This is a genomic window from Sphingomonas sp. Leaf21, from assembly GCF_916858675.1.
Lineage (GTDB): Bacteria > Pseudomonadota > Alphaproteobacteria > Sphingomonadales > Sphingomonadaceae > Sphingomonas.
Window position 1 is genome coordinate 199,660 of record NZ_CAKASM010000001.1, and the last position, 20,812, is coordinate 220,471.

Below are 20,812 nucleotides of genomic sequence, written 5' to 3' on the forward strand. Positions count from 1 at the left end.
CGGGGCATGACCCATGCATCGGCTCCGTCGCATCGCCACATCCTGCTGGCCAGCCTGACCGGCACGGCGGTCGAGTTCTATGACTTCTACATCTACGCGACGGCGGCGGCGTTGGTCTTCGGGCCGCTTTTCTTCCCGTCCTCGTCGGCGACCGCGCAGTTGCTGGTGTCCTATGCCAGTTTCGGCCTCGCCTTCGTCGCCCGCCCGATCGGCGCGATCGCCTTCGGCCATTTCGGCGACCGGGTGGGGCGAAAGTCGACGCTGGTCGTCAGCCTGATGCTCATGGGTGGCTCGACGGTCGCGATCGCCTTCCTGCCGACCTATGCGCAGGCGGGCTGGGTCGCGCCGCTGCTGCTCTGCCTGGCGCGACTGGGGCAGGGCCTGGGGCTTGGCGGGGAATGGGGTGGGGCCGCCCTGCTCGCCGTCGAGAATGCGCCACCGGGCCGACGGAATACCTGGGGGATGTTTCCCCCGCTCGGCGCGCCGGTCGGGTTCATCCTGGCCAATGGCTTCTTCCTGATGCTGGGCCTGGTCCTGACCGACGCGCAGTTTCGTGCCTGGGGCTGGCGCCTGCCATTCCTGGCGAGCGCGGTGCTGGTCCTGCTCGGCCTGTGGGTTCGCCTCAGGCTGACCGAGACGCCCGACTTCGCGCAGGCCAAACAGGCCGAGGCACTGCCGCGGATCCCGTTCGCGACGCTGGTTCAGCATCATGGCCGCGCACTGCTCGCGGGGACGGGCGGCGTCATCGCCTGCTTTGCGATCTTCTATCTCGCGACGGCCTTTGCGCTGGGATACGGAACGACCGTACTCGGCTATCCGCGCGAGGGATTCCTGGGCGTTCAACTCGTCGCGATCCTCTTCCTCGCGCTGGGCGTCATCGTGTCGAGCGTGATGGCGGACCGGCGTGGCGCTCCCGCCATGTTGACCCTGGGCTTTGCGGGGTGCGTGCTGGTCGGGCTGGTGATGGGGCCCATGCTGGGGTCGGGATCGCTCGCGATCGTCTTCGTCTGGCTTTCGCTGTCGCTGTTCGTGATGGGGTTCGCCTATGGCCCGCTCGGCGGTTGGCTACCCGCGCTGTTCCCGGCGGGCGTGCGCTACACCGGCGTGTCGATGACGTTCAACCTGGGCGGCATCGTCGGCGGCGCGCTCGCCCCGATCGCCGCGCAGGCGCTCACCGAGCGGGGAGGGCTCAATTTCGTCGGCGGCTATCTCGTCGCCGCCGGGTTGCTCAGCCTTGCCGGTATCACGTTGATGCGGGGGCGCAGCGTTCAAGCCTGACGCAGCAGGGTCAGTCGCGCCTTTCCGTGCACACGCGAGGCGTCGACGGTGAACCCAGCCAGCGTGATTTCTTCCTGCTTGGCGGTTTCGATGCTTATCCACGTGCCTGCCCCGATCCAGCCGAGGCGCCCCAGCTTGTCGAGCGCCACGCTGCCCGCGCCGGTGCCATAGGGCGGATCCATCAGGATCAGGTCGAGCGGCTGGCGGGCGGGGCCGAGCGCCATGACGGACGCGGCGCGAACGTCGCCCTTGGCTCCCAGCTTGTCGAGATTGGCGCGTAACGCATCGAGCGCGTTGCGATCCTGTTCGACGAAGAGGCAGGAGGCCGCGCCGCGCGACAGCGCCTCGATCCCGAGCGCTCCCGAGCCCGCAAAGAAATCACCCACCGCCAGCCCGTCGAAATCGCCGAGCCGCGCGGTCAGCATCGAAAACAGCGCCTCTCGGGTCCGGTCGGCGGTGGGCCGCGTCACTTCGCCCTTGGGTGCGACGAGCGGACGACCGCGCCACTGTCCAGCGATGACGCGCATCAGCGATTCCCCCGTGGCCGACCTGGCCGCGCGCCGCCGCCCGGGCGGTTGGTCGGCCGCTTGCCCTCCGGTCGACCGGAGGGCGGGCGACCCTGCCGCCCCGATGGCGCGGCACTACCCCGATCGGGGCGGTCGCCTCGCTCGCCGCGCTCCTGGGACGGGCGCTTCGCGAAGGGCTTGCCACGTTCACCAGCACTCGAGCGCTCCGTATCCCGCCCGTCGCTGCCCCGGCCGTTCGGCGCAAAGCGGTCCGATCGACCGGCGGGAGCTCCCCCACGGGCGGCGCGATCGCCGCGCTCAGCGGTGTCGCGCCTATCGAAGGGCTTGCCGCGCTCGCCTTGGGCAGATCGACCAGAGGCGGAGGCGGCACCGCCATCATTGCGATCACCGCCCGGCCGCTTGGCAAAGGGCTTTCCGCGGCCGCCAAATGCCGCACGGTCGTCACCGCGCGGCGCGGACGACTGGTCGGAGCGCAGCGATGGGGCCTCGGCGCCGCGACGCGGACGGTCGTCCCGCTCGGGCCGGGCGTCAGCCCGCTTGGCGACGGGCCTGGTTCGGTCACCCTGCCCGGACGGGAGGCGCGGGGTCCGTTCGGGACGCGCTTCGCCGGTTGGCTCGCTTCGAGCGCGCGGCGTGGCGGCCCGCGTCGGGGCTGCCCGAAACCCGTCGCGCGGGGACGGACGGACGGCGTCGGCGGGGATGCCGCCAAGCAGGGTCTTCCGGAATTCGACGATCGCCGAGCCCTTTACCTCGCCCACCTCGCCCGCGGGCAGATCAGCAAGTACGAAGGGGCCATAGCGCAGCCGGATCAACCGACTGACCTGCAGCCCCATATGCTCCAGGACGCGCCGGACTTCGCGGTTCTTGCCCTCGCGCAGCGTCATCTCGATCCAGACATTGGCGCCGGTGCGACGCTCCAGATTGGCGTCGATCTGGCCATAGCGGATACCGTCGATCTCGATTCCGTGGATCAGCTCTTCCAACTGAGCCTGAGTGACGTCGCCATAGGCGCGGGCCCGATAGGTCCGCTCGACACCCGTCGCGGGCAGCTCGAGCTGTCGCTTGAAACCCCCGTCGGTGGTCAGGAGCAGCAGCCCTTCGGTATTGAGATCGAGCCGCCCGACCGGAACGACACGCGGAAGCTCGGAAGGTAGACGATCATAGATGGTCGGCCGCCCGGCCGGATCATGTTCGGTGACGAGCAGGCCCGTCGGCTTGTTGTATAGAAAGAGCCGGGTCGGCTCCGGCGCGGCGACGGGATCGCCGTCGACCGTGACCCCGTCCAGCGAGGATAACAGGGTGGCGGGGGTGTCGATGACCGTGCCGTTCAGGGCGATTCGCCCCTCGGCGATCATCCGCTCGACCTCCCGTCGCGACGCGACTCCGGCACGGGCCAGCAGCTTGGCGATACGTTGATCTGATGTCATGATGGACGCTGATACATAGGGTACAGGCTAAAGGAAATTAATTGCGTCGTTTCGCCTCGACAAAGCGTTACGGATACGAGCGGGGCAAGAGAGACAGGCCGATAGAGGGATGAAGATCTTCGGGCGCAAAAAGCGGCAGCTGGTCAGGTTGCTCGTTGTCGAGGACGAACCGCTGGTCGCCTTCGATACGGAGCATGTCCTGAGCGACGCCGATTACGAGATCGTCGCCACCGTCGACCGCGTCAGCAAGGCTGTCACGCTGATCGAGGGGGGCACGGCGATCGATCTCGTGCTCGCCGATATCCGGCTCGCCGACGGTAGCGGAGTCGACGTCGCGCGCGCCGCGCATGGCCGCGACATTCCCGTCCTGTTCCTGACCGGCACGCCGCCCGATGGCGTCGAGGACCTTGCCGAGGGAATCCTCATGAAACCCTATGGCTCGCGCGAGTTGCTGGGCGCGATCGCGGCGATCGAGCAGCGGCGGACCGGCAAGTCGCCCAGCCGCTTGCCAGCGGGTTTCCGTCTGTTCGCCCGCGCCTGATCGGGTTCCCGTTGCCCGGCGGGGTCAAGCTCTCTACGGTCCACGCTTTGCGATAGTCGGATCGGGTTTCTATGGCGCGTGCGGGTTGGCGGGACGGAGTGCGGCCCTATGTCGAGGCGGCCCCCTTGGCCTCCCTGGCGCTGGGCATATCATCGGCTTTTCCGCTGACGATGATCAACGCGACGCTTTCGAGCCGACTGGCCGAGGCGGGTATCGAAAAGAAGAGCGTCACGGCCTTTGCGCTTGTGATTCTGGCCTATAACCTGAAGTTCCTTTGGGCCTGGATCGTCGAGGGGGTGAAGATTCCGGTCCTCCATCGGCTTGGCCAGCGCGTATCCTGGCTGCTCGTCGTCGCTGCCCTCGTCTGCTTTGCTGCGATCGGGTTGGGCCTTGCCGATCCGCGCGTCTCGCTTGCGCAGACGGCCTTGGCGGCGATCGCGCTCGGGGTGGCGGGGGCGACGTTCGACATCGTCATCGACGCCTATCGCATCGAGCTGCTCGAACCGCGTCAATTGGGCGTCGGGGCCGGGATGGGGCAATATGGCTGGCGGATCGGCTCGGCCCTGGTGGCCTCGCTATCGCTGATCGTCGCCACCCGCGCGGGGTGGAGCGTCGCCTATCTGGTCAGTTGTGCCTTCGCACTGCCCGCCGTCCTGACCGCGCTCGTCATGGGCGAACCGGCGCGGCATAGCGAGATCACCGCCAAGCGTCCGACCGAGGGTATCGTCCGCGCGGTGATCGGCCCGTTCGCGGAATTCTTCCGGCGGCAGGGCGTGGCGGTCATCCTTGCGTTCATCCTCGTCCACAAGATCGGTGACACGCTCGCCAACCTGACCTTCCGTCTGCTGTTCAACGATCTGGGGTTCAGCAAGGATGAGATCGCGCTCTATGACGTGGGCGTCGGCTTCTGGGCCTTGCTGATCGGCGTCTTCGTCGGCGGCGTGCTCTATGCGCGGCTCGGCATGAAGCGGTCGGTGCTGATCAGCCTGGTGCTGATGGCGGTCTCCAACCTGTCGTTCGCCGGACTGGCCGCGTTGGGGCACAGCAACTGGGGGATGGCCGGTGCGATCGGATTCGAGAATTTCTCGAGCGGGATCGGCGGCGTGACCGTGGTCGCCTATTTCTCCGCCCTGACCGATCTGCGCTTCACCGCTGCGCAATATGCGCTGATCTCGGCGGCGGCGAGTATCGTCGGTCGGATCCTGAGCGGCACGACCGCGGGCGCGCTGGTCGAACAGGTCGGCTATGTCGACTTCTACCTGTTGACCACGATCGTCGCGGTGCCTGGTGTCCTCCTGTTCTGGTGGATGGCGCGGACCGGCCTGGTCGATCGGTCGATAGGCAGCGCGGGCGTCGAAGGAGAGGGGGACGCCCGTCGGGACGTGCCGGTCAGCAACTGATCGGTCGCCCCTCGTCGGCGAATGCGGCGCTGACCGCCGCCGCGCTCGCGAGCACGCCGTCCACCCGCCGGACGCCCAGCAGATCGCTCATCAGATAGCGCACCTTGTCAGGTGCGGTCTCGATCTGTGCCAGGATCGTGAGCAGTGCGGCCTCCGCCGCCGTCATCCGCGCGCAGCAGCAGGGCGCGATCGCGATCTGTCCCGAGGCATGCGCCGCCAGATCGGCCATCAAGGTCCGCAGGAGCAGCAGCGGACGCCGGAAATCCTGCCCGAAGACCGTCAACAAGGTGTGCGCCGCGCGCGCGTCCGCCAGCCCGTGCGCACCCATCCGCCGGACCGCGAACAGCGCGATACGCGCATGGGGGCACGCTGGCAGCATATGGGGAAGCGTGGCGGACAGGGTCGTGGTTTCGGCCATCGGCTGGGACTCCGTGATAACGAAGCCCCATGCTAATTCCTCGCTATTGATAGTCAATCGCAAATAATACCGACGGAGCGAGGCGCTCGTCGCGTTATCGCGGCACTTCGCCGTTGAGGGCCAGCACCTGCCCCGCCAGGTAGAGCGACCCGGCGATCAACACCTGCACGGGCGCACCGAACCGCGCCGCGACGGCGGCCAACGCCTCGGCCGGGCCAACGGCCGCCATCGCCTCCATGCCTGACCGTCTGGCCAAGGCGGCCAGGTCGTCGGGGCTGTGGCTCGCATGATCGGGAACGGGCACCGTCACGATGAGGTCCACCATCGCGCCCAGCCTTTCGATGACCGGCCCCGCTTCCTTGTTGGACAGCATTCCAAGGATCAGCGCGCTGGGACCGTGCGACCGCCACCGCGCCATCGCGCGAGCGACCGGGCTCGCGGCCGACGGATTATGCGCTCCGTCCAGCCAGCAGACACTGCCGCCGGGCAATATCGCGGTCAGAGGGCCATCCGCCAGCCTTTGCATCCGGGCGGGCCATGTCGCACGCGCCGCGGCGGCCTTGAGTGCGCCTTCGGGGATCGAGACGGCGTTCTGATGCCGGGCCATCGCCACCGCGAGCGCGAGATTGCGTGCCTGATGCCCGCCGGACAGGGCGGGGCGGGGGAGCAGGATTTCGCCTTGCTCGTCCCGGTACGCGACCCGCTGCCCCCGAGTCTCGCTGAACCAACGTTCGCCGCGTGCCACCACCGGCGCACCCGCGTCGGCGGCGACCCGCGCGATGGCGGAACGGAGTGCTCGCGGATAGTCCATCGTCACCAGTGGCGTGCCGCGCTTGGCGATACCCGCCTTTTCCCGCGCGATCCCGGTCAGGCTCCGTCCAAGGAACGCTTCATGATCGATACCAAGCGCCGCGATCCCGCAGATCGCGGATGGCGGCAGGATATTGGTCGCATCGAGTCGTCCGCCCAGCCCGACCTCGACGATCGTCGCCGCCGCCGGGGCGCGCGCGAACGACAGGAACGCGGCGGCGGTCGTGACCTCGAAGAAGCTCGCCCCGATTCCTTCCGCGCGATCGAGCACTTCGCGGAACACGGCGGCCAGCGCCTCGTCGGAGATCAGGTCGCCCGCGATCCGGATGCGCTCGTTGAAGCGAACGAGGTGCGGGCTGGAGTAGACGTGGACGCATTGGCCCGACGCCTCGATCGCGGCGCGCAGGAACGCACAGGTCGAACCCTTGCCGTTGGTGCCCGCGACGTGAAAGACCGGTGGCAGATGATGTTGCGGATCGCCCAGCCGACCGAGCAGCGTCGTGATCCGCTCCAGCCCCAATATGTCCGCGCCCGGTGACAGCGACCACAAACGGTCGAGTTGCGCCTGAACGTCGGGATGTTCGGAGCGGGCATGATCGGGCATCGGCCGGTCTCGCAATGGAGCGGAGGAAATGTGAAAGAGGCGGACCTCCCGGCCCGCCCCTTTAGCGTCGTCGTCGCGCAAAGGCGACGCGGATCGACGGGCCGTCAGGCGGCTTGCCGCGATCCTGTCAGATAGCCGATCACTGTCGCCAGACGCTCCCGCAGGTCGTGGCGATGGACGACCATGTCGAGCATCCCGTGGTCGAGATAATATTCCGACGTCTGGAAATCATCGGGCAGCTTTTCGCGGATCGTGTTCTCGATCACCCGGCGTCCGGTGAACGCCAGCGTCGCCTTGGGCTCGGCGATCTGCACGTCCCCCAGCATCGCATAGGCCGCCATCACGCCGCCCGAGGTCGGATCGGTCAGCACGACGATATAGGGCAGGCCCGCGTCATGCAGCATCTGGATCGCAACGGTAGTGCGCGGCATCTGCATCAGGCTGAGGATACCCTCCTGCATGCGCGCGCCGCCCGATGCGGTGAAGATGACATAGGGGCACTGGTCGGCGATCGCCGCCTCGACGCCGCGCACAAAGGCTTCGCCCACCGCAAGGCCCATCGACCCGCCCATGAAGGCGAAGTCCTGCACGCCGACCACGACCTTGTGGCCCAGGATGGTGCCGCGCGCATTGATGAGCGCGTCGGCCTCGGCGGCGCTGACGCGCGCGGCCTTCAGGCGGTCGGCATAGCGTTTCGAGTCGCGGAACTTGAGCGGGTCTTCCGGCACCTTGGCGGCGGGCAGCTCGCTGCAACTGCCCTCATCGAGCAGATGGCGGAAACGCACCTTGGGTCCGATGCGATCATGATGGTCGCATTTGGGGCATACGTTCAGATTGTCTTCCAGCTCCTTGGTGAAGACCATCTGCCCACAGCCCTTGCACTTGTGCCAGAGATTGTCGGGCGTCTCCTTCTTGACGACGAAGGGGATGACGTTGCGGACGCTGTTGAGCCAGCTCATGCGAGTTCCTTGCGCGCGTCGGCCAGTGCCGACGACAGAGTTTCAATATAGGCGCGGACCGGCGCGGGCGCAGCGGCGCCGTGTTCGCCGACTAGGTCGACGATCGCCGAGCCGACGACGACGCCGTCGGCCACGCGACCGATCGCCGCCGCCTGTTCGGGAGTGCGAACGCCGAACCCGACCGCCACGGGCAGGTGGGTCGCCGATTTCAGCCGGGCAACGGCTTCCTCGATCGACGATTGCGCCGCCTGTTGCTGTCCGGTGATCCCCGCGACCGATACGTAGTAGAGGAAGCCGTCGGCCCCCGTCAAAATCGTCGGCAGGCGGTCGGCATCGCTTGTCGGCGTCGCGAGCCGGATCGAGGCTACCCCTTCCGCACGCAGCGCGACGCCGAGCGCATCGTCTTCCTCGGCGGGGACGTCGACGCAGATGACCCCGTCGACTCCGGCTTCGGCGGCGGCCTTGGCGAACCATTCGGGACCGCGTACCGTCATCGGATTGGCATAGCCCATCAGGACAAGCGGCACGTCCGCGTGACGCGCGCGGAACGCGGCCGCGATCGACAGCACGTCGGCGGTCCGCGTGCCCGCACCCAGGCTACGGATATTGGCCTTCTGAATGGCGGGGCCGTCGGCCATCGGATCGGTGAAGGGCATTCCCAGCTCGATCACGTCCGCACCACCCGCGACCAGCGCGTCGAGGATCGCGGCGGTGTCGCCGGGGGTCGGATCGCCCGCCGTGACGAAGGTCACGAGCGCGGCCCGGCCAGCCTCGGCGCACGTCGCGAAACGCTCGGCAATCCGGCTCACATTTTCACTCCCATGGCGTCGGCGACGGTGAAGATGTCCTTGTCACCACGGCCCGAGATGTTGACGAGCGCGATCTGGTCGCGGTCCATCGACGGTGCGCGCTTGATCAGACCGGCCAGCGCATGGCTGCTCTCTAGCGCGGGAATGATCCCCTCGATCTTGCAGCAGAGCTGGAACGCCTCGAGCGCCTCCGTGTCGGTGATGCCCTCATAGATCACGCGACCGGTATCGTTGAGCCAGCTATGCTCGGGACCGATGCCTGGATAGTCGAGCCCGGCCGAGATCGAATGCGCCTCGGTGATCTGGCCATCCTCGTCCTGCAACAAATAGGTCTTATTGCCGTGCAGGATGCCGGGTTTGCCGCCGGTGAGGCTGGCGGCGTGCTGGGTGGTGGCGAGGCCGTGGCCCGCCGCCTCGATGCCCAACATCTTCACCTCTGGATCGTCGAGGAAGGGGTGGAACAAGCCGATGGCATTCGACCCGCCGCCGACCGCGGCGACCAGCAGGTCGGGCAAGCGGCCCTCCGCTTCCAGGATCTGCGCGCGCGACTCGGTGCCGATCACCGACTGGAAGTCGCGAACCATCTCCGGATAGGGATGCGGGCCCGCTGCGGTGCCGATGATGTAGAACGTGTCATGGACGTTCGCGACCCAGTCGCGCAGCGCCTCGTTCATCGCATCCTTGAGCGTCTGCGCGCCCGAGGTGACCGACTGCACCTCCGCACCGAGCAACTTCATGCGGAACACGTTGGGCGCCTGCCGCTCGATATCGCGTGCGCCCATGAAGATGGTGCAGGGCAGGCCGAAGCGGGCCGCCACCGTCGCGGTCGCCACGCCATGTTGGCCCGCGCCCGTCTCGGCGATGATCCGCGTCTTGCCCATGCGCTTGGCGAGCAGGATCTGGCCGATGCAGTTGTTGATCTTGTGCGCGCCGGTGTGGTTCAGCTCCTCGCGCTTGAAATAGACCTTCGGCCCTTTGCCCTCGGGCGCATTCGCGCGGAGCATTTCGGTCATGCGCTCGGCGTAATACATCGGGCTGGGTCGCCCGACATAATGGGTCATCAGCCCATCGAACTCGGCCTTGAACGCCGGATCGACCTGCGCCGCGCGATATTCGCGCTCCAGGTCGAGGATCAGCGGCATCAACGTCTCGGCGACATAGCGGCCGCCGAATTCGCCGAAATGGCCACGCTCGTCAGGCTGGGCGCGGAAGGAGTTGGGGGCGTTCATCTCGTATTCCTTGGGCGTTGCGGGCTGTCCGGCGCAAACGATCCTGTCACTGATTTGTCGCAACGGCTTTAAGGAAGCCGGCGATCTTGTCCATATCCTTGACGCCCGGCGCGCTTTCCACGCCAGAGGATATGTCGACCAGCGGGGCGTTGGTCCGGCGGATCGCCTCGCCGACATTTTCGGCATCCAGCCCGCCCGACAAGGCCCAGCGCAAGGGGTGGCGAACCCCGTCGAGCAGGCTCCAGTCGAAACGGAGCCCCATGCCGCCGGGGAGCGACGCATCGTCCGGCGTCTTGGCGTCGTAGAGGATCAGCGTGGCGGCACCGGCATAGTCGCGCGCCTTGTCGACATCGGCGCGCTGCTTGATCGCGACGGCGGCCCAGACCTCCCTGTCGAACTTCGCGCGGATCGCGGCGACGCGGGCGGGTGCGGTTCGATGAAGCTGGATGGCGTCGAGCATCCCCGCACGAACGGCAGCCTCCAGCAGTTGATCGTCGGGATCGACGAACACGCCGACGCGCCGCACGTGATCGGGCACGCGCCCCGCCAGACCTGCGGCGACATCGAAGGTCAGATGCCGGGGCGAGGCCGGAAAGAAGACGAAGCCGACATGGCTCGCCCCGCCGCCCAAGGCCGCGTCGAGGGTCGCGGTCGTCGTCAGCCCGCAGATTTTCGCAGTGGTCGGCATGATCGTTTTCCCGAATGGGAGGAGTCGAGAAACGTTCTACAGCGTGGCGGCGATCGCCCTTGCGGCAGCGTCGGGATCTTCGGCCTGGGTGATCGGGCGGCCGATCACCAGGATCGAGGCACCGGCATCGACGGCGGCACGCGGGGTGACGACGCGCTTCTGGTCGCCGATCGCGCCATGCTGGGGCCGGACGCCCGGTACGACGAAGAAGCCCTTGGGCCACGCCTTCCTGACGGCGCCGACCTCCTCGCCCGAGCAGACGATGCCGTCGATCCCCGCTTCCGCGGCCAGATCGGCGAGGCGGCGGACATGATCGGCTGGCGACCCGGTGACGCCGGTATCGCTCAGGTCATTGGCGTCCAGGCTGGTCAGCATAGTCACAGCCACGACCTTGGTATTGACCGGGGCCGCCGCCTTCGCATCCTCCAGCATCGCCCGGCCGCCGCTTGCGTGGACCGTCAGGATCGCCGGAGCGAGCGGGCCGAGCGACTGGACCGCCTTGGCGACCGTGTTGGGAATGTCGTGCAGCTTCAGATCGAGAAAGATCGGCAGTCCGATATGCGCCATCTCGCGCACGCCGCCAGCGCCATGTGCGCAGAAGAACTCAAGGCCCAGCTTCAGACCGCCGACATGGTGCCGGACCTTTTGCGCCAGCGCCTGCGCACGCGCCAGGTCCGGGGTATCGATGGCGACGTAGATGCGGTTGCTCATGAAGGGATCAGACCGTGGGCTGGATGGGGGTGATGGCGACGTTCGGCGCGGGCGCCGCGTAGGCGCCGGTTTCCGCCGAGACGGCAGCAAGCGAACGCTCGGCGGCGCTCAATCGCTGACGAAGGCGCCAGCGCGCGGCATGCTGCCAGATCAACGTCGGGATGAGCCCCAGCAGGAAGGTCAGGAACAGCAGCAGTGGCAGGTTCACGTCGGCGACCAGGCCGCCGACCAGCCGGATCGGCACGGTCGTCCAGTTCCCCAGCGTGAAGGCCGCGGCCAGGAAGGCCAGCAGGCACCAGAACAGCATTTTCAGGAACTGCATGCGCTTCTCCGCGTAACCCGATCCGCCGCCCCCTGACGAGACGGACGGACTTCGCTCAAGGCTGGCGGTCTAGCCGCCTTGATCGGGCATGACCAGCCTTCAGCCGATCTCGCGGCGAAGCGACGTGATCAGCGGCGCGATCGCGGTCAGTCGATGCTCTTCCTCGTCGAGGATCGCGAGGAACGCACGGCGCTTGAACGCGGCCACCGCACCGGGCTTCAGGCGAATTGTAGAGGGCAGCGTCGACACCGCGATGTCGATCATTCGCTCCGCGCCGTGCAGCCTGCCCCACAGATAGTCGTTCTCGCGGTAGTTGCGGCTGAAAAACGCGCCGAAGGTCAGGAATTGGATGCCCTTGAGGGTCGCCTCCGCGCCGCCGGACCGGATCGCGGTCGCATCATCGGGGGCGATCCGATCGACCTTGATCGGGTCGAACTCGTCCAATCCTTCGCCCTGCAGGAGTGGCAGGGTCGCGACATCGAAATAGGCAAAGCCGAGATAGGTCAGCAGCAGCGTGCGCCGTGCCGCGCGCGGCAGACCCGCCAGCGCATTCGCCAGTCGCGCGTCGGTCTCTCCGTCGAGCCGGATCAAATCGAGCCGCGCTTCCAGCCGGGCGAGCAACTGTTCGCCGTCTTCATCCTCGCGCGCGGAGCGGACATCGTCCGCCATCTCGGTATGGGCGGAGCCGCCCTGTCGCTCCAGATAATCGGCCAGCGATTCGTATAACGCGTCGCGCACCGGGGCGAGTTGCGCTTCGCTGTGGTCGGCTTCCAATTCGGTCAGGCGGCGTGCCAGCAGCCGGAGACGGCGAATGCGGAAACCCAGATCGAAACCACGCAGGAAGGACTTCGCGCCTTCGCTGGGGCCCGCGGTAAAGGCGATCGCCTGCCCCTCGCTTCGCGCGGCGAGCGTCCGCTCGATAAACGCGCGCATCCGGGTGCGGCGCAGGGCGGCATCGTCACCGATCGCCTCGGACAGGATCGCCGCAATCATGTCGATGACGCCTGCGACCTTCAAATGGCCATAGGCGGCATAGCTGAACCCCGCCTTGGCGGCCGCGGCGGCCTGTGCGCGCACCCGCCAGGACGCGAGGCGGGCGGCGGTCGGTCGATCGAGGAAGAAGGTGCCGCCGAAAAGCTGCTCGATCTCCTGCTCGACATCCTCGCGGATCGCGGCGACGATCGCCTGCATCCGGTCGATCCGCCCGGAACGCGCGGCGATCGCCTCGAGGTTGTCGCGGATCGGCTGCTGGCGCGGCAACTCGCTGACCGCGCCGATGATCGTCTGGAAGAAACCGGGATGGCCGCCACCGCCGGGCAGCCGGAAATGCATGCCGGGAAAGGGATCGATATAGACGAAGCGCCGGTCGACCTGCCGTCGCGCCGGGCGGCGGCCCAGGGCGTCGATCGCCGGGCGGAAGGGGGCGTTGACCAGTACCGATCCATCGATCAGCACGGCCTTTTCGGCCGCCCCCGCCGCGTGATGGCGCGGCAGAACCCGGCGGAGGAATTCGTCGCGCTCCGGCCAGGACTGATTTCGCGTTCCGAGCACACGGTCGAGTTCGGTGACGGTGAAGGGCGGAAACGCGCCGGGGAAGCTCGACGTCGCGCGGGCGGCGAATACCAGCTCCGGTATGGCCGCCAGCTTGCCGTCGCCGCTGTCGGTGAAATCGACGACCATCCGGTGTTCGGTCTCGACCACCTCGCTCGGGGAATGGAGGCGAAGCCGCTGCGGCTGGCCGGTGAAATCGGTGACGGTGACGAACAGGTCGAGCGGCTGACCCGGCGGCAAAAGTCGCTTGCCTGTCGGCGCGGCGGCCATGCGATCGAAGGCCTCCAGCAGACGGGCGGTGAAATCATCGGCGGCGAAGGGCGGTTCGAACCAGCGCGAACGGATCAGGTGGCCCAGCTTGCGGCGGACCTCCTCCCGGGTCTCCTCGTCGAGGCCCTCGACCTTCTCGCCGCTGCGCCCGGCCGCCATCCACGCGAAGGGGAGAGCCCACATCTTCGAAAAGCGCGAGGTGGGGGCGGCGTCGGGCGCGATCAGCGACTCGATGTCGGCCGCCTCCAGCCAAAGGTCGGTCAGCGGATCGAGCGATTGGCCGGTCGATAGCGCCTGACCCAGGAAGATGCCGTTGATGCCGCCGGCGCTCGCGCCCGCGATGATGTCCGCGAGGATACGGACGCGGACACCGCCGCGCTCGGCCATCTCGTCGAGCAGATCGTGATAGACGGCATCGACCGCCGATGCGGGGGGATCACCTTCATGCGAGGCGCGGCTCGCGCGCACGACCCGCCAGATCTCCTTGGTGATGCCATGCATGTAGACCGCCAGGCTGATGCCGCCATAGCAGACCAGCGCCAGCCGCAGCTCCTTCTCACGCATCAGCGCGGCCCGATCTTCGCCCAGATGGGCAAGTGATCGGACGCCTTGCGAGAGGTCGGGCTGGCATGGACTCCGCAGGCGGCGACCTGCAACTCGTGCGACACCATGATCCGGTCGAGCCGCCCGATCGGACGTCGCGCATGAAAGCTGGGCCCCGTCTCCGCCATGGTAAAGTCCCGGCAGAAATCGCGCAGGCACCCGGCGCCACGCGTCCACTCGTTGAGATCGCCCATCATCACTGTCGGGTGACGGTGAAGACAGCTCGACAGATGGGCTAGGATCGCAGCGGCCTGCCGTCGCCGCCACAAACCCGACAGGTCCAGGTGCATGCCGACGACGCGGATCACCCCGCTGGCGGTACGCAGGTCGGCCATCACCGCGCCGCGCGGCTCGAGCGAGGGCAGGTGGATGGCCTCGAAATCGAGGACCTGGGTCGACTTGCGGACCAGGATCGTGTTGCCGTGCCAGCCCATCGACCGCGCCTTCATGCCATAGACGATGGGCTTCCAGTCGCTATGTTCGTCGAGAAGATGGAGGGGGATGACCCCTTCGCGCTCGCCGAAGCGACGATCCGCCTCCTGCAATGCGATGACGTCGGCGTCGACTTCACGCAGCACGTCGAGAATGCGGTCGGGATTGCGCCGCCGGTCGGCACCTATCCCCTTGCGGATGTTATAGCTGGCGACCTTGATCATTCCGCCACTGTAACGCAGCGCCGAAGGTTTGGTGCCAAGGTCAAGGGGGGGGTGCGACGGGAAATGGTGCCGGATGAGGGGATCGAACCCCCGACCTTCGGTTTACAAAACCGCTGCACTACCGCTGTGCTAATCCGGCGTCGCCGTCCCCCTAGCGTCAAGCGACACCGAAGGTCCAGCCCTCCGTGCGCGCGATCCGTGGCGAAAGGCCGGGAGGGTCCCACAGATCGGCACGATCGCGCACCCCGCGCAGCCAGGCCGCGGTGAGGATCGCGTCGGTCGAGTGATCGTCATAACGTGCGAGCGGGGCATGACGGTCGCTGTCCAACGCGACCAAGGCATCGTCCAGCGCCTCGGCATTTCGCATCTTGCTTCGACCGCGCGGTCGACCGGCTGCACGGGCGGCGATCGAGGTGTAGATCTCGACCACGGTCGCCCCCGTGGCCGGCACGCGATCGAAGGGCCAGATGGCGATCCGGCCGTCCAGTCTTCGCAGCATCCGCATACCCGCGAAGCTCGCCTTCGCGACCTGTGAAGCGCCGATCGCGTCATAGACGGTCGACGGCTTGCGGCCCCCGTCGGCGGCGATCTCGCACGCGCGCCAATGGAGGAAGTCCGCCTTGCGCCCATCGGCCGCGCCGAAATAGAAATGCGTGCCGCGCCGCGCCTCCAGAAAGCTGCGCGCGCCGAGATCGGGATCGTCGGCGCTTTCGTCGACATAGGTCCAGAGTTCGCGCGCATCCTGCGTCACGCGATCGCCGGGCAAATGCGCGCCGCGCGTGACGAAGGGCGCGGAGAAGCTGAAGTCGAAACCGATCAGAAGCGGCTCGGCGGCATGCTCCAGCACCCAATCCGCAACGCCTTCGCGCGACCAGGCCCGACCCGGTGGCGCGACGATGACGGGCGCCGCATGGCCGATAGTGCACATCGCGACGCGAATGCCGTCATGCGCCGTACCATGCGCCCCCGACCAGTCGATGGCGACGAAGCCCGTGAAGCGGTCAGGGGCGATCGTCATCGCCGCCCAGCGCGCGCCGGCGTTCGTCCCACCAGGCCATGCGCTCGGCGATCCGCTTTTCGAGGCCGCGCCCCGATGGCGCATAGAAATTCTGCGGCGGCAACTCGTCGGGCCAGTAATTCGCGCCGGAAAAACCCTCTTCGGCGTCATGGTCGTACTGGTAGTTCGCGCCATAGCCGATCTGCTTCATCAGCTTTGTCGGCGCGTTCAATATGTTCGCCGGGGGCATCAGCGATCCCGTTTCGCGCGCGGTGCGCCAGGCCTGTTTCTGCGCCATATAGGCCGCATTCGATTTGGGAGCGGTCGCCAGGTAGAGGCAAGCCTGGACGATCGCCAGTTCGCCTTCGGGCGAGCCAAGAAAATCATAGGCATCCTTTGCCGCGAGACACTGGCTGAGTGCCTGCGGATCGGCCAGGCCGATATCCTCGATCGCCGCGCGCGTCAGGCGGCGAAGTACGTAAAGCGGCTCCTCGCCTGCGGTCAGCATCCGCGCCAGATAGTAGAGCGCGGCCTGCGGGTCGGAGCCCCGGATCGATTTGTGAAGCGCGGAGATGAGGTTGTAATGCCCTTCGCGATCCTTGTCGTAGACCGCGACGCGCCGCTGGAGAAAGGCGGAAAGCCCGGCAGGGTCCAGCGGCTCCGGCAGGTCGACGGCGAACAGCGTCTCGGTCTGGTTCAGAAGGAACCGCCCGTCGCCGTCCGCACTGGCTATCAGCGCATCACGCGCCGCCGCGTCCAGGGGAAGGGGGCGCCCCATCTCGGCTTCGGCGCGGGTCAGCAACAGGTCGAGCGCCGACTGGCCAAGCCGATGCAGGATCAGCACCTGCGCGCGGCTGAGCAACGCGGCATTCAGCTCGAACGACGGGTTTTCGGTCGTCGCGCCGACCAGGGTCACCGTGCCGTCCTCGACAAAGGGCAGGAACCCATCCTGCTGCGCGCGATTGAAGCGATGGATCTCGTCGACGAACAAGAGCGTGCGTTGCCCGACCCGCGCATGTTCCCGCGCTTCGGCAAAGACCTTCTTCAAATCCGCTACGCCGGAGAACACCGCCGAAATGGATGCGAAGCGAAGGCCGACGGCGGCCGCGAGCAGCCGGGCGATGGTGGTTTTGCCCGTACCGGGCGGCCCCCACAAAATGATCGAGGACAGCCGCCCCGCGGCAACCATGCGGCCGATTGCGCCTTCCGGCCCGGTCAGATGGTCCTGACCGACGACCTCGCTCAACTGCGCGGGTCGCAGCCGGTCGGCCAGTGGCGCGTCGGGCGGAATTACGGGGGAGGTGGGGGCGGGGTCCATGCCCGCGAAGAGGTCGGCCATGGCCGCCATGTAAGCCTCCGCACAGGTCTCGTCACCATCATCGCTAAAGATATATCTAGGAGCATCTTGACACCGATGGCTTACGATATATCTTGAGCTTGTCAAAACCGATCAAGAGGAAATTCCATGTTTCGTTTCTCCCGCGGCGGCGGCCATCGCCGTCACCATGCCGGTCATCATCACGGCGGTCCCGAGCTCGATGCCGAGCGCTTCTTGCACTGGGTCGAACGCCTGAATGACGGCGAGCATCGGCGCAGGGGTGGCGGCGGAGGTCGCAGCCGGCGGATGTTCGACGGCGGAGAATTGCGGCTGATCCTGCTCAAGCTGATCGCCGACGAACCCCGCCACGGCTACGACCTGATCCGCGAGATCGAGGCGATGACCGGCGGCGCCTATGCGCCGAGCCCCGGTGTGATCTATCCGACGATCACGTTGCTCGACGAATTGGGCTTCATCGACGAGCAGCGGTCCGAAGGCGCGAAGAAGCGCTTCGCCGCCACCGATACGGGGCGTTCGCACCTGGCCGAGAATGCCGAACAGGTCGATGCGCTGATCGCGCGGCTCCAGGCACTGGGCGAGCATCGCCAGCGCGTCGACGCTGCCCCGCTTCGTCGGGCGATGGGTGGCCTGAAGATGGCGCTGGGCGAGCGGTTCGGCGGCGGCGACGCCTCGCCGGAGATGATCCACGATGTGGCCGCGATGATCGATGAACTCGCCCAGAAGGTGGAGCGCCTGAAGTGAGCGTCTCCGTCTCCCGCGTGCCGACCCTGTCGGCCAGCCGTTATCTCCAGCAGCTTGCCAAGCACTGGTCGCACAAGATGGAGGTCGCCTTCACGGCAGAGGAGGGGACGATCCTGTTCCCCAACGGGTCGAAGGTGGAAATGCGCGCCGATAGCGAGACGCTGGACGTCGTCCTGACCGTGCCGGAGGGCGAGGACACGGCCCGTATGCGAGAGGTGGTGTCGAGCCACCTAGATCGCTTCGCCTTTCGCGAAGCGCCTCTGACCTTCGACTGGCAGGACGTGTAGGTCAGCCTCGCTCGGCGAGCAGCGTGCGATAGGCGTCGAGCATCGCGTCGTTGACCTTGTCCCAGCGATAATCGGCGACGCGGGCATGTCCCGCCTCGCTGAACCGTCGACGCAGCGCGGGGTCGGTTGCGATCTTCTCCAGCGCGTCGGCATAGCCCGCGACATCGCGCGCGCCGACCAGGAAGCCGGTCTCGCCGTCCGCGACCAGGTCCATCGCGCCGGTCGCGTTGGCGGCGACGACCGGCACGCCCGCCGCCATCGCCTCGGTCGTCACATTGCCGAAGGTCTCGGTGACGCTGGGGTTGAAGAAGACGTCCATCGACGCGACCGCGCGGCCAAGCCCATCCCCCGTCTGATAGCCCGCGAAGATGGCATCGGGCGTCGCCTTGGCGAACCAGTCCTGCGCCGGCCCCTTGCCGACCACCAGCACCTTGTGCGGGACGCCGCGCCGACGCAGTTCGGCCAAAGCCTCCGCAAAGACGTCGAGGCCCTTTTCCTTGACCAGTCGGCCGAGAAATCCGATCGCCACTTCGTGGTCGGCGATCCCCAGCGAGCGCCGCCATTCCAGGCTCCGGCGCGAAGGCTGGAACCGATCGTGATCGATCCCGCGCGACCAGATGCTCATCGGCGGCGTCACGCCCCAGCCTCGAAGCAACGTGATCATGCTCGGACTCGGTGCGACGATCCGATCGAAGCGATTATAGAAGCGCGTCAACAACCGGATGATCGCAGGCTCGAGAAATCCCAGACCATAATAGGCCGGGTAGGTCTCGAACCGGGTATGGACCGAGGCGATCGACGCGACGCCGTGCTCGCGCGCCCAGCGTACCGCTGCATGGCCGAGGAACTCCGGCGCGGAAACATGGACGATATTGGGCGCGAACGCCTCCAGATCCGCGCGCGCCTTCGCCGGAAGGCCACGCGCGAGCTTGTAGTCGGCACGGAAGGGCAGGGGAATGGCAGGTACGTCGACCAGATCGCCCACCGGGGGGAAGGCGGGCGTCGCGGAGGTTGGCGAATAGACGCGGACCGCCACACCCCGGTCGAGCAGATGGCCGACGAGCCGGTTCAGCGTCTGGTTCGCGCCATCGCGCGTATAGTTGTAATTGCCGCTGAACAGCGCGACGCGGAACATATCTGGGGTCATGGAAACCGCGCCATAGCCGTCTGGCCGTCCAAAAACTATCCCGACACCGATCGCGAACGATGTTCCATTTTCGTTCCCGGTCTCTTAGATGGTCGCCATGGCCAAGGTCCAAAAGCGCTACGTCTGCCAATCCTGCGGTTCGGTATCCTCCCGCTGGCAGGGGCAATGCCCCGACTGCTCGGAATGGAACACCATGTTGGAGGAAGCACCGGTCCAGACGACCCCCTTCGCGGCGAAGCATAATCTGCAGGGCGGGGGGCGGGCGATCCAGCTGGTCGGGCTCGATGCGGACATTCCGCTGCCCGATCGGATGGCGACGGGTATCGCCGAGCTGGACCGCGCGCTCGGCGGCGGGTTCGTCGAGGGGTCGGCGACGCTGATCGGCGGTGATCCGGGTATCGGCAAATCGACGCTTCTGCTTCAGGCTGCGGCGAAGCTCGCCATGGCGGGGCGGCCGGTGGCCTATGTCTCGGGCGAGGAAGCGGCCGATCAGGTCCGGTTGCGTGCCCGGCGGCTCGGCTTGGGTCAGGCGCCGGTGCGGCTGGCGGCGGCGACCTCCGTCCGCGACATCCTGACGACCCTGTCGATCGGGACGCCGCCCGCCTTGCTGATCATCGACTCGATACAGACGATGCATTCCGACCTGATCGAGGGGGCGCCGGGGACGGTGAGCCAGGTGCGTGCCTCGGGCCAGGAACTGATCCGGTTCGCCAAGGAGCGTGGCACCGCCGTCGTGCTCGTCGGCCATGTCACCAAGGATGGTTCGATCGCTGGCCCGCGCGTGCTCGAGCATATGGTCGACACCGTTCTCGCCTTCGAGGGGGAGCGCAGCCATCAGTATCGCATCCTGCGTGCGATCAAGAACCGCTTTGGCGGGACGGACGAAATCGGCGTGTTCGCCATGCAGACCGAAGGGCTGACCGAAGTCGGCAATCCGTCTTCGCTGTTCCTGACCAATCGCGAACAGGGCGTGACGGGTGCGACCGTCTTCCCGGCGCTGGAAGGCACCCGACCGGTCCTCGTCGAGATCCAGGCGCTGACCGTCCGGCTCGCGTCTGGTGCGACGCCGCGTCGTGCGGTCGTCGGGTGGGACACGGGCCGTCTGGCCATGATCCTGGCGGTGCTGGAAGCGCGCTGCGGGCTCAGCTTCTCGTCGGCCGAAGTCTATCTCAATATCGCGGGTGGCTACAGGGTGCAGGATCCGGCCGCCGACCTGGCCGTCGCCGCAGCGCTCGTCTCGGCATTGTCGGAGCGTCCCGTCCCGGCGGAATCGATCGTCTTCGGCGAGATCGCGTTGTCGGGCGAAATCCGTTCGGTCGCGCACGGTCCGTTGCGGTTGAAGGAGGCGGGCAAACTCGGCTTCGAGAAGGCCATGCTTCCACGCAGCATGGCGGGCGACGAAGGGGGCTTGCGGATGACGGGGTTCCGGACATTGGCCGAGTTCGTTGACCATATGCTGGGCCGGGGGTAGCGAAGGCGGGCGATCCACGCCATCTCC

Annotated in this window: 21 protein-coding genes and 1 tRNA gene; 6 read left to right on the top strand and 16 right to left on the bottom strand. The window is 67.2% G+C overall.

Annotated features, from left to right (window positions below; translation table 11 throughout):
• The first annotated feature begins 6 nt into the window (after positions 1-6).
• Positions 7-1,278, top strand: coding sequence for an MFS transporter (locus LRP66_RS00925; RefSeq protein WP_230480576.1), 1,272 nt, complete (start codon positions 7-9; stop codon positions 1,276-1,278).
• Here LRP66_RS00925 and rsmD read toward each other — a convergent pair.
• The gene (gene rsmD / locus LRP66_RS00930) at positions 1,269-1,805 is read right to left on the bottom strand and encodes a 16S rRNA (guanine(966)-N(2))-methyltransferase RsmD (protein ID WP_230480581.1); all 537 of its coding nucleotides are present in this window, start codon (positions 1,803-1,805) and stop codon (positions 1,269-1,271) included. The two genes, LRP66_RS00925 and rsmD, sit on opposite strands and share 10 nt — an antisense overlap.
• On the bottom strand, positions 1,805-3,232 hold the full coding sequence (locus LRP66_RS00935) for a pseudouridine synthase (RefSeq protein ID WP_230480583.1): 1,428 nt from the start codon (positions 3,230-3,232) through the stop codon (positions 1,805-1,807). The genes rsmD and LRP66_RS00935 overlap by 1 nt, the downstream gene beginning before the upstream one ends.
• A gap of 109 nt (positions 3,233-3,341) precedes the next feature.
• Between LRP66_RS00935 and LRP66_RS00940 the strand changes: the two genes are divergently transcribed.
• Together LRP66_RS00940 and LRP66_RS00945 are read left to right on the top strand one after the other, a co-directional pair.
• Positions 3,342-3,773: a response regulator gene (locus LRP66_RS00940; RefSeq protein WP_230480584.1), complete on the top strand. Its 432-nt coding sequence runs from the start codon at positions 3,342-3,344 to the stop codon at positions 3,771-3,773.
• Positions 3,774-3,844: 71 nt separating this feature from the next.
• Positions 3,845-5,173 carry an AmpG family muropeptide MFS transporter gene (locus LRP66_RS00945; protein ID WP_230480585.1) on the top strand — a complete coding sequence of 443 codons (1,329 nt, stop codon included), beginning with the start codon at positions 3,845-3,847 and terminating at the stop codon, positions 5,171-5,173.
• On the opposite strand, the gene LRP66_RS00950 is transcribed toward LRP66_RS00945, so the two are convergent.
• The 13 genes from LRP66_RS00950 to LRP66_RS01010 form a co-directional block, all read right to left on the bottom strand.
• Positions 5,163-5,591 carry a DUF6628 family protein gene (locus LRP66_RS00950; RefSeq protein WP_230480586.1) on the bottom strand — a complete coding sequence of 143 codons (429 nt, stop codon included), beginning with the start codon at positions 5,589-5,591 and terminating at the stop codon, positions 5,163-5,165. The two genes, LRP66_RS00945 and LRP66_RS00950, sit on opposite strands and share 11 nt — an antisense overlap.
• 94 nt (positions 5,592-5,685) lie before the next feature.
• Positions 5,686-7,005 carry a bifunctional folylpolyglutamate synthase/dihydrofolate synthase gene (locus LRP66_RS00955; protein WP_230480590.1) on the bottom strand — a complete coding sequence of 440 codons (1,320 nt, stop codon included), beginning with the start codon at positions 7,003-7,005 and terminating at the stop codon, positions 5,686-5,688.
• Between the two features lie 104 nt (positions 7,006-7,109).
• Entirely contained in the window at positions 7,110-7,964 is an 855-nt protein-coding gene (accD, locus tag LRP66_RS00960) for an acetyl-CoA carboxylase, carboxyltransferase subunit beta (RefSeq protein WP_230480597.1), read from the bottom strand.
• Entirely contained in the window at positions 7,961-8,773 is an 813-nt protein-coding gene (gene trpA, locus LRP66_RS00965; protein WP_230480599.1) for a tryptophan synthase subunit alpha, read from the bottom strand. The genes accD and trpA overlap by 4 nt, the downstream gene beginning before the upstream one ends.
• Positions 8,770-10,002 (bottom strand): tryptophan synthase subunit beta, encoded by a 1,233-nt coding sequence (gene trpB / locus LRP66_RS00970; RefSeq protein WP_230480600.1) that lies wholly within the window; start codon positions 10,000-10,002, stop codon positions 8,770-8,772. Before trpB ends, trpA begins: the two co-directional genes overlap by 4 nt.
• Before the next feature lie 46 nt (positions 10,003-10,048).
• Positions 10,049-10,690, bottom strand: a complete 642-nt coding sequence (locus LRP66_RS00975; RefSeq protein WP_230480602.1) for a phosphoribosylanthranilate isomerase — start codon at positions 10,688-10,690, stop codon at positions 10,049-10,051.
• Between the two features lie 36 nt (positions 10,691-10,726).
• A complete protein-coding gene (gene pyrF / locus LRP66_RS00980; protein WP_230480603.1) occupies positions 10,727-11,401 on the bottom strand; it encodes an orotidine-5'-phosphate decarboxylase in 675 nt (224 codons plus the stop codon).
• A gap of 7 nt (positions 11,402-11,408) precedes the next feature.
• Positions 11,409-11,723: a hypothetical protein gene (locus LRP66_RS00985; protein WP_230480604.1), complete on the bottom strand. Its 315-nt coding sequence runs from the start codon at positions 11,721-11,723 to the stop codon at positions 11,409-11,411.
• A 99-nt stretch (positions 11,724-11,822) separates the two neighbouring features.
• The gene (locus LRP66_RS00990) at positions 11,823-14,108 is read right to left on the bottom strand and encodes a patatin-like protein (protein WP_230480605.1); all 2,286 of its coding nucleotides are present in this window, start codon (positions 14,106-14,108) and stop codon (positions 11,823-11,825) included.
• Positions 14,108-14,803 carry an endonuclease/exonuclease/phosphatase family protein gene (locus LRP66_RS00995; protein WP_230480607.1) on the bottom strand — a complete coding sequence of 232 codons (696 nt, stop codon included), beginning with the start codon at positions 14,801-14,803 and terminating at the stop codon, positions 14,108-14,110. Before LRP66_RS00995 ends, LRP66_RS00990 begins: the two co-directional genes overlap by 1 nt.
• A gap of 64 nt (positions 14,804-14,867) precedes the next feature.
• Positions 14,868-14,942 (bottom strand) — tRNA-Thr (locus LRP66_RS01000).
• An 18-nt stretch (positions 14,943-14,960) separates the two neighbouring features.
• A complete protein-coding gene (locus tag LRP66_RS01005) occupies positions 14,961-15,821 on the bottom strand; it encodes a hypothetical protein (RefSeq protein ID WP_230480608.1) in 861 nt (286 codons plus the stop codon).
• Entirely contained in the window at positions 15,805-17,139 is a 1,335-nt protein-coding gene (locus LRP66_RS01010) for a replication-associated recombination protein A (protein WP_230480934.1), read from the bottom strand. The genes LRP66_RS01005 and LRP66_RS01010 overlap by 17 nt, the downstream gene beginning before the upstream one ends.
• A 126-nt stretch (positions 17,140-17,265) precedes the next feature.
• On the opposite strand from LRP66_RS01010, the gene LRP66_RS01015 reads away from it, so the two are divergent.
• The gene (locus tag LRP66_RS01015) at positions 17,266-17,880 is read left to right on the top strand and encodes a PadR family transcriptional regulator (RefSeq protein ID WP_230480609.1); all 615 of its coding nucleotides are present in this window, start codon (positions 17,266-17,268) and stop codon (positions 17,878-17,880) included.
• Positions 17,877-18,167: a DUF2218 domain-containing protein gene (locus LRP66_RS01020; RefSeq protein ID WP_230480610.1), complete on the top strand. Its 291-nt coding sequence runs from the start codon at positions 17,877-17,879 to the stop codon at positions 18,165-18,167. Before LRP66_RS01015 ends, LRP66_RS01020 begins: the two co-directional genes overlap by 4 nt.
• 1 nt (position 18,168) lies before the next feature.
• Here the strand turns inward: LRP66_RS01020 and LRP66_RS01025 are convergent, their stop codons facing one another.
• Positions 18,169-19,314 carry a glycosyltransferase family 4 protein gene (locus LRP66_RS01025; protein WP_230480611.1) on the bottom strand — a complete coding sequence of 382 codons (1,146 nt, stop codon included), beginning with the start codon at positions 19,312-19,314 and terminating at the stop codon, positions 18,169-18,171.
• Positions 19,315-19,411: 97 nt separating this feature from the next.
• Between LRP66_RS01025 and radA the strand changes: the two genes are divergently transcribed.
• Positions 19,412-20,785, top strand: a complete 1,374-nt coding sequence (radA, locus tag LRP66_RS01030) for a DNA repair protein RadA (protein ID WP_230480615.1) — start codon at positions 19,412-19,414, stop codon at positions 20,783-20,785.
• Positions 20,786-20,812: the final 27 nt, after the last annotated feature.

Excerpts from the sequence above, each read along its gene's own strand:
- LRP66_RS00925 (WP_230480576.1), top strand. The coding sequence starts at position 7 with ATGACCCATGCATCGGCTCCGTCGCATCGCCACATCCTGCTGGCCAGC.
- rsmD (WP_230480581.1), bottom strand. The coding sequence starts at position 1,805 with ATGCGCGTCATCGCTGGACAGTGGCGCGGTCGTCCGCTCGTCGCACCC.
- LRP66_RS00935 (WP_230480583.1), bottom strand. The coding sequence starts at position 3,232 with ATGACATCAGATCAACGTATCGCCAAGCTGCTGGCCCGTGCCGGAGTC.
- LRP66_RS00940 (WP_230480584.1), top strand. The coding sequence starts at position 3,342 with ATGAAGATCTTCGGGCGCAAAAAGCGGCAGCTGGTCAGGTTGCTCGTT.
- LRP66_RS00945 (WP_230480585.1), top strand. The coding sequence starts at position 3,845 with ATGGCGCGTGCGGGTTGGCGGGACGGAGTGCGGCCCTATGTCGAGGCG.
- LRP66_RS00950 (WP_230480586.1), bottom strand. The coding sequence starts at position 5,591 with ATGGCCGAAACCACGACCCTGTCCGCCACGCTTCCCCATATGCTGCCA.
- LRP66_RS00955 (WP_230480590.1), bottom strand. The coding sequence starts at position 7,005 with ATGCCCGATCATGCCCGCTCCGAACATCCCGACGTTCAGGCGCAACTC.
- accD (WP_230480597.1), bottom strand. The coding sequence starts at position 7,964 with ATGAGCTGGCTCAACAGCGTCCGCAACGTCATCCCCTTCGTCGTCAAG.
- trpB (WP_230480600.1), bottom strand. The coding sequence starts at position 10,002 with ATGAACGCCCCCAACTCCTTCCGCGCCCAGCCTGACGAGCGTGGCCAT.
- LRP66_RS00975 (WP_230480602.1), bottom strand. The coding sequence starts at position 10,690 with ATGCCGACCACTGCGAAAATCTGCGGGCTGACGACGACCGCGACCCTC.
- pyrF (WP_230480603.1), bottom strand. The coding sequence starts at position 11,401 with ATGAGCAACCGCATCTACGTCGCCATCGATACCCCGGACCTGGCGCGT.
- LRP66_RS00985 (WP_230480604.1), bottom strand. The coding sequence starts at position 11,723 with ATGCAGTTCCTGAAAATGCTGTTCTGGTGCCTGCTGGCCTTCCTGGCC.
- LRP66_RS00990 (WP_230480605.1), bottom strand. The coding sequence starts at position 14,108 with ATGCGTGAGAAGGAGCTGCGGCTGGCGCTGGTCTGCTATGGCGGCATC.
- LRP66_RS00995 (WP_230480607.1), bottom strand. The coding sequence starts at position 14,803 with ATGATCAAGGTCGCCAGCTATAACATCCGCAAGGGGATAGGTGCCGAC.
- LRP66_RS01005 (WP_230480608.1), bottom strand. The coding sequence starts at position 15,821 with ATGACGATCGCCCCTGACCGCTTCACGGGCTTCGTCGCCATCGACTGG.
- LRP66_RS01010 (WP_230480934.1), bottom strand. The coding sequence starts at position 17,139 with ATGGCCGACCTCTTCGCGGGCATGGACCCCGCCCCCACCTCCCCCGTA.
- LRP66_RS01015 (WP_230480609.1), top strand. The coding sequence starts at position 17,266 with ATGTTTCGTTTCTCCCGCGGCGGCGGCCATCGCCGTCACCATGCCGGT.
- LRP66_RS01025 (WP_230480611.1), bottom strand. The coding sequence starts at position 19,314 with ATGACCCCAGATATGTTCCGCGTCGCGCTGTTCAGCGGCAATTACAAC.
- radA (WP_230480615.1), top strand. The coding sequence starts at position 19,412 with ATGGCCAAGGTCCAAAAGCGCTACGTCTGCCAATCCTGCGGTTCGGTA.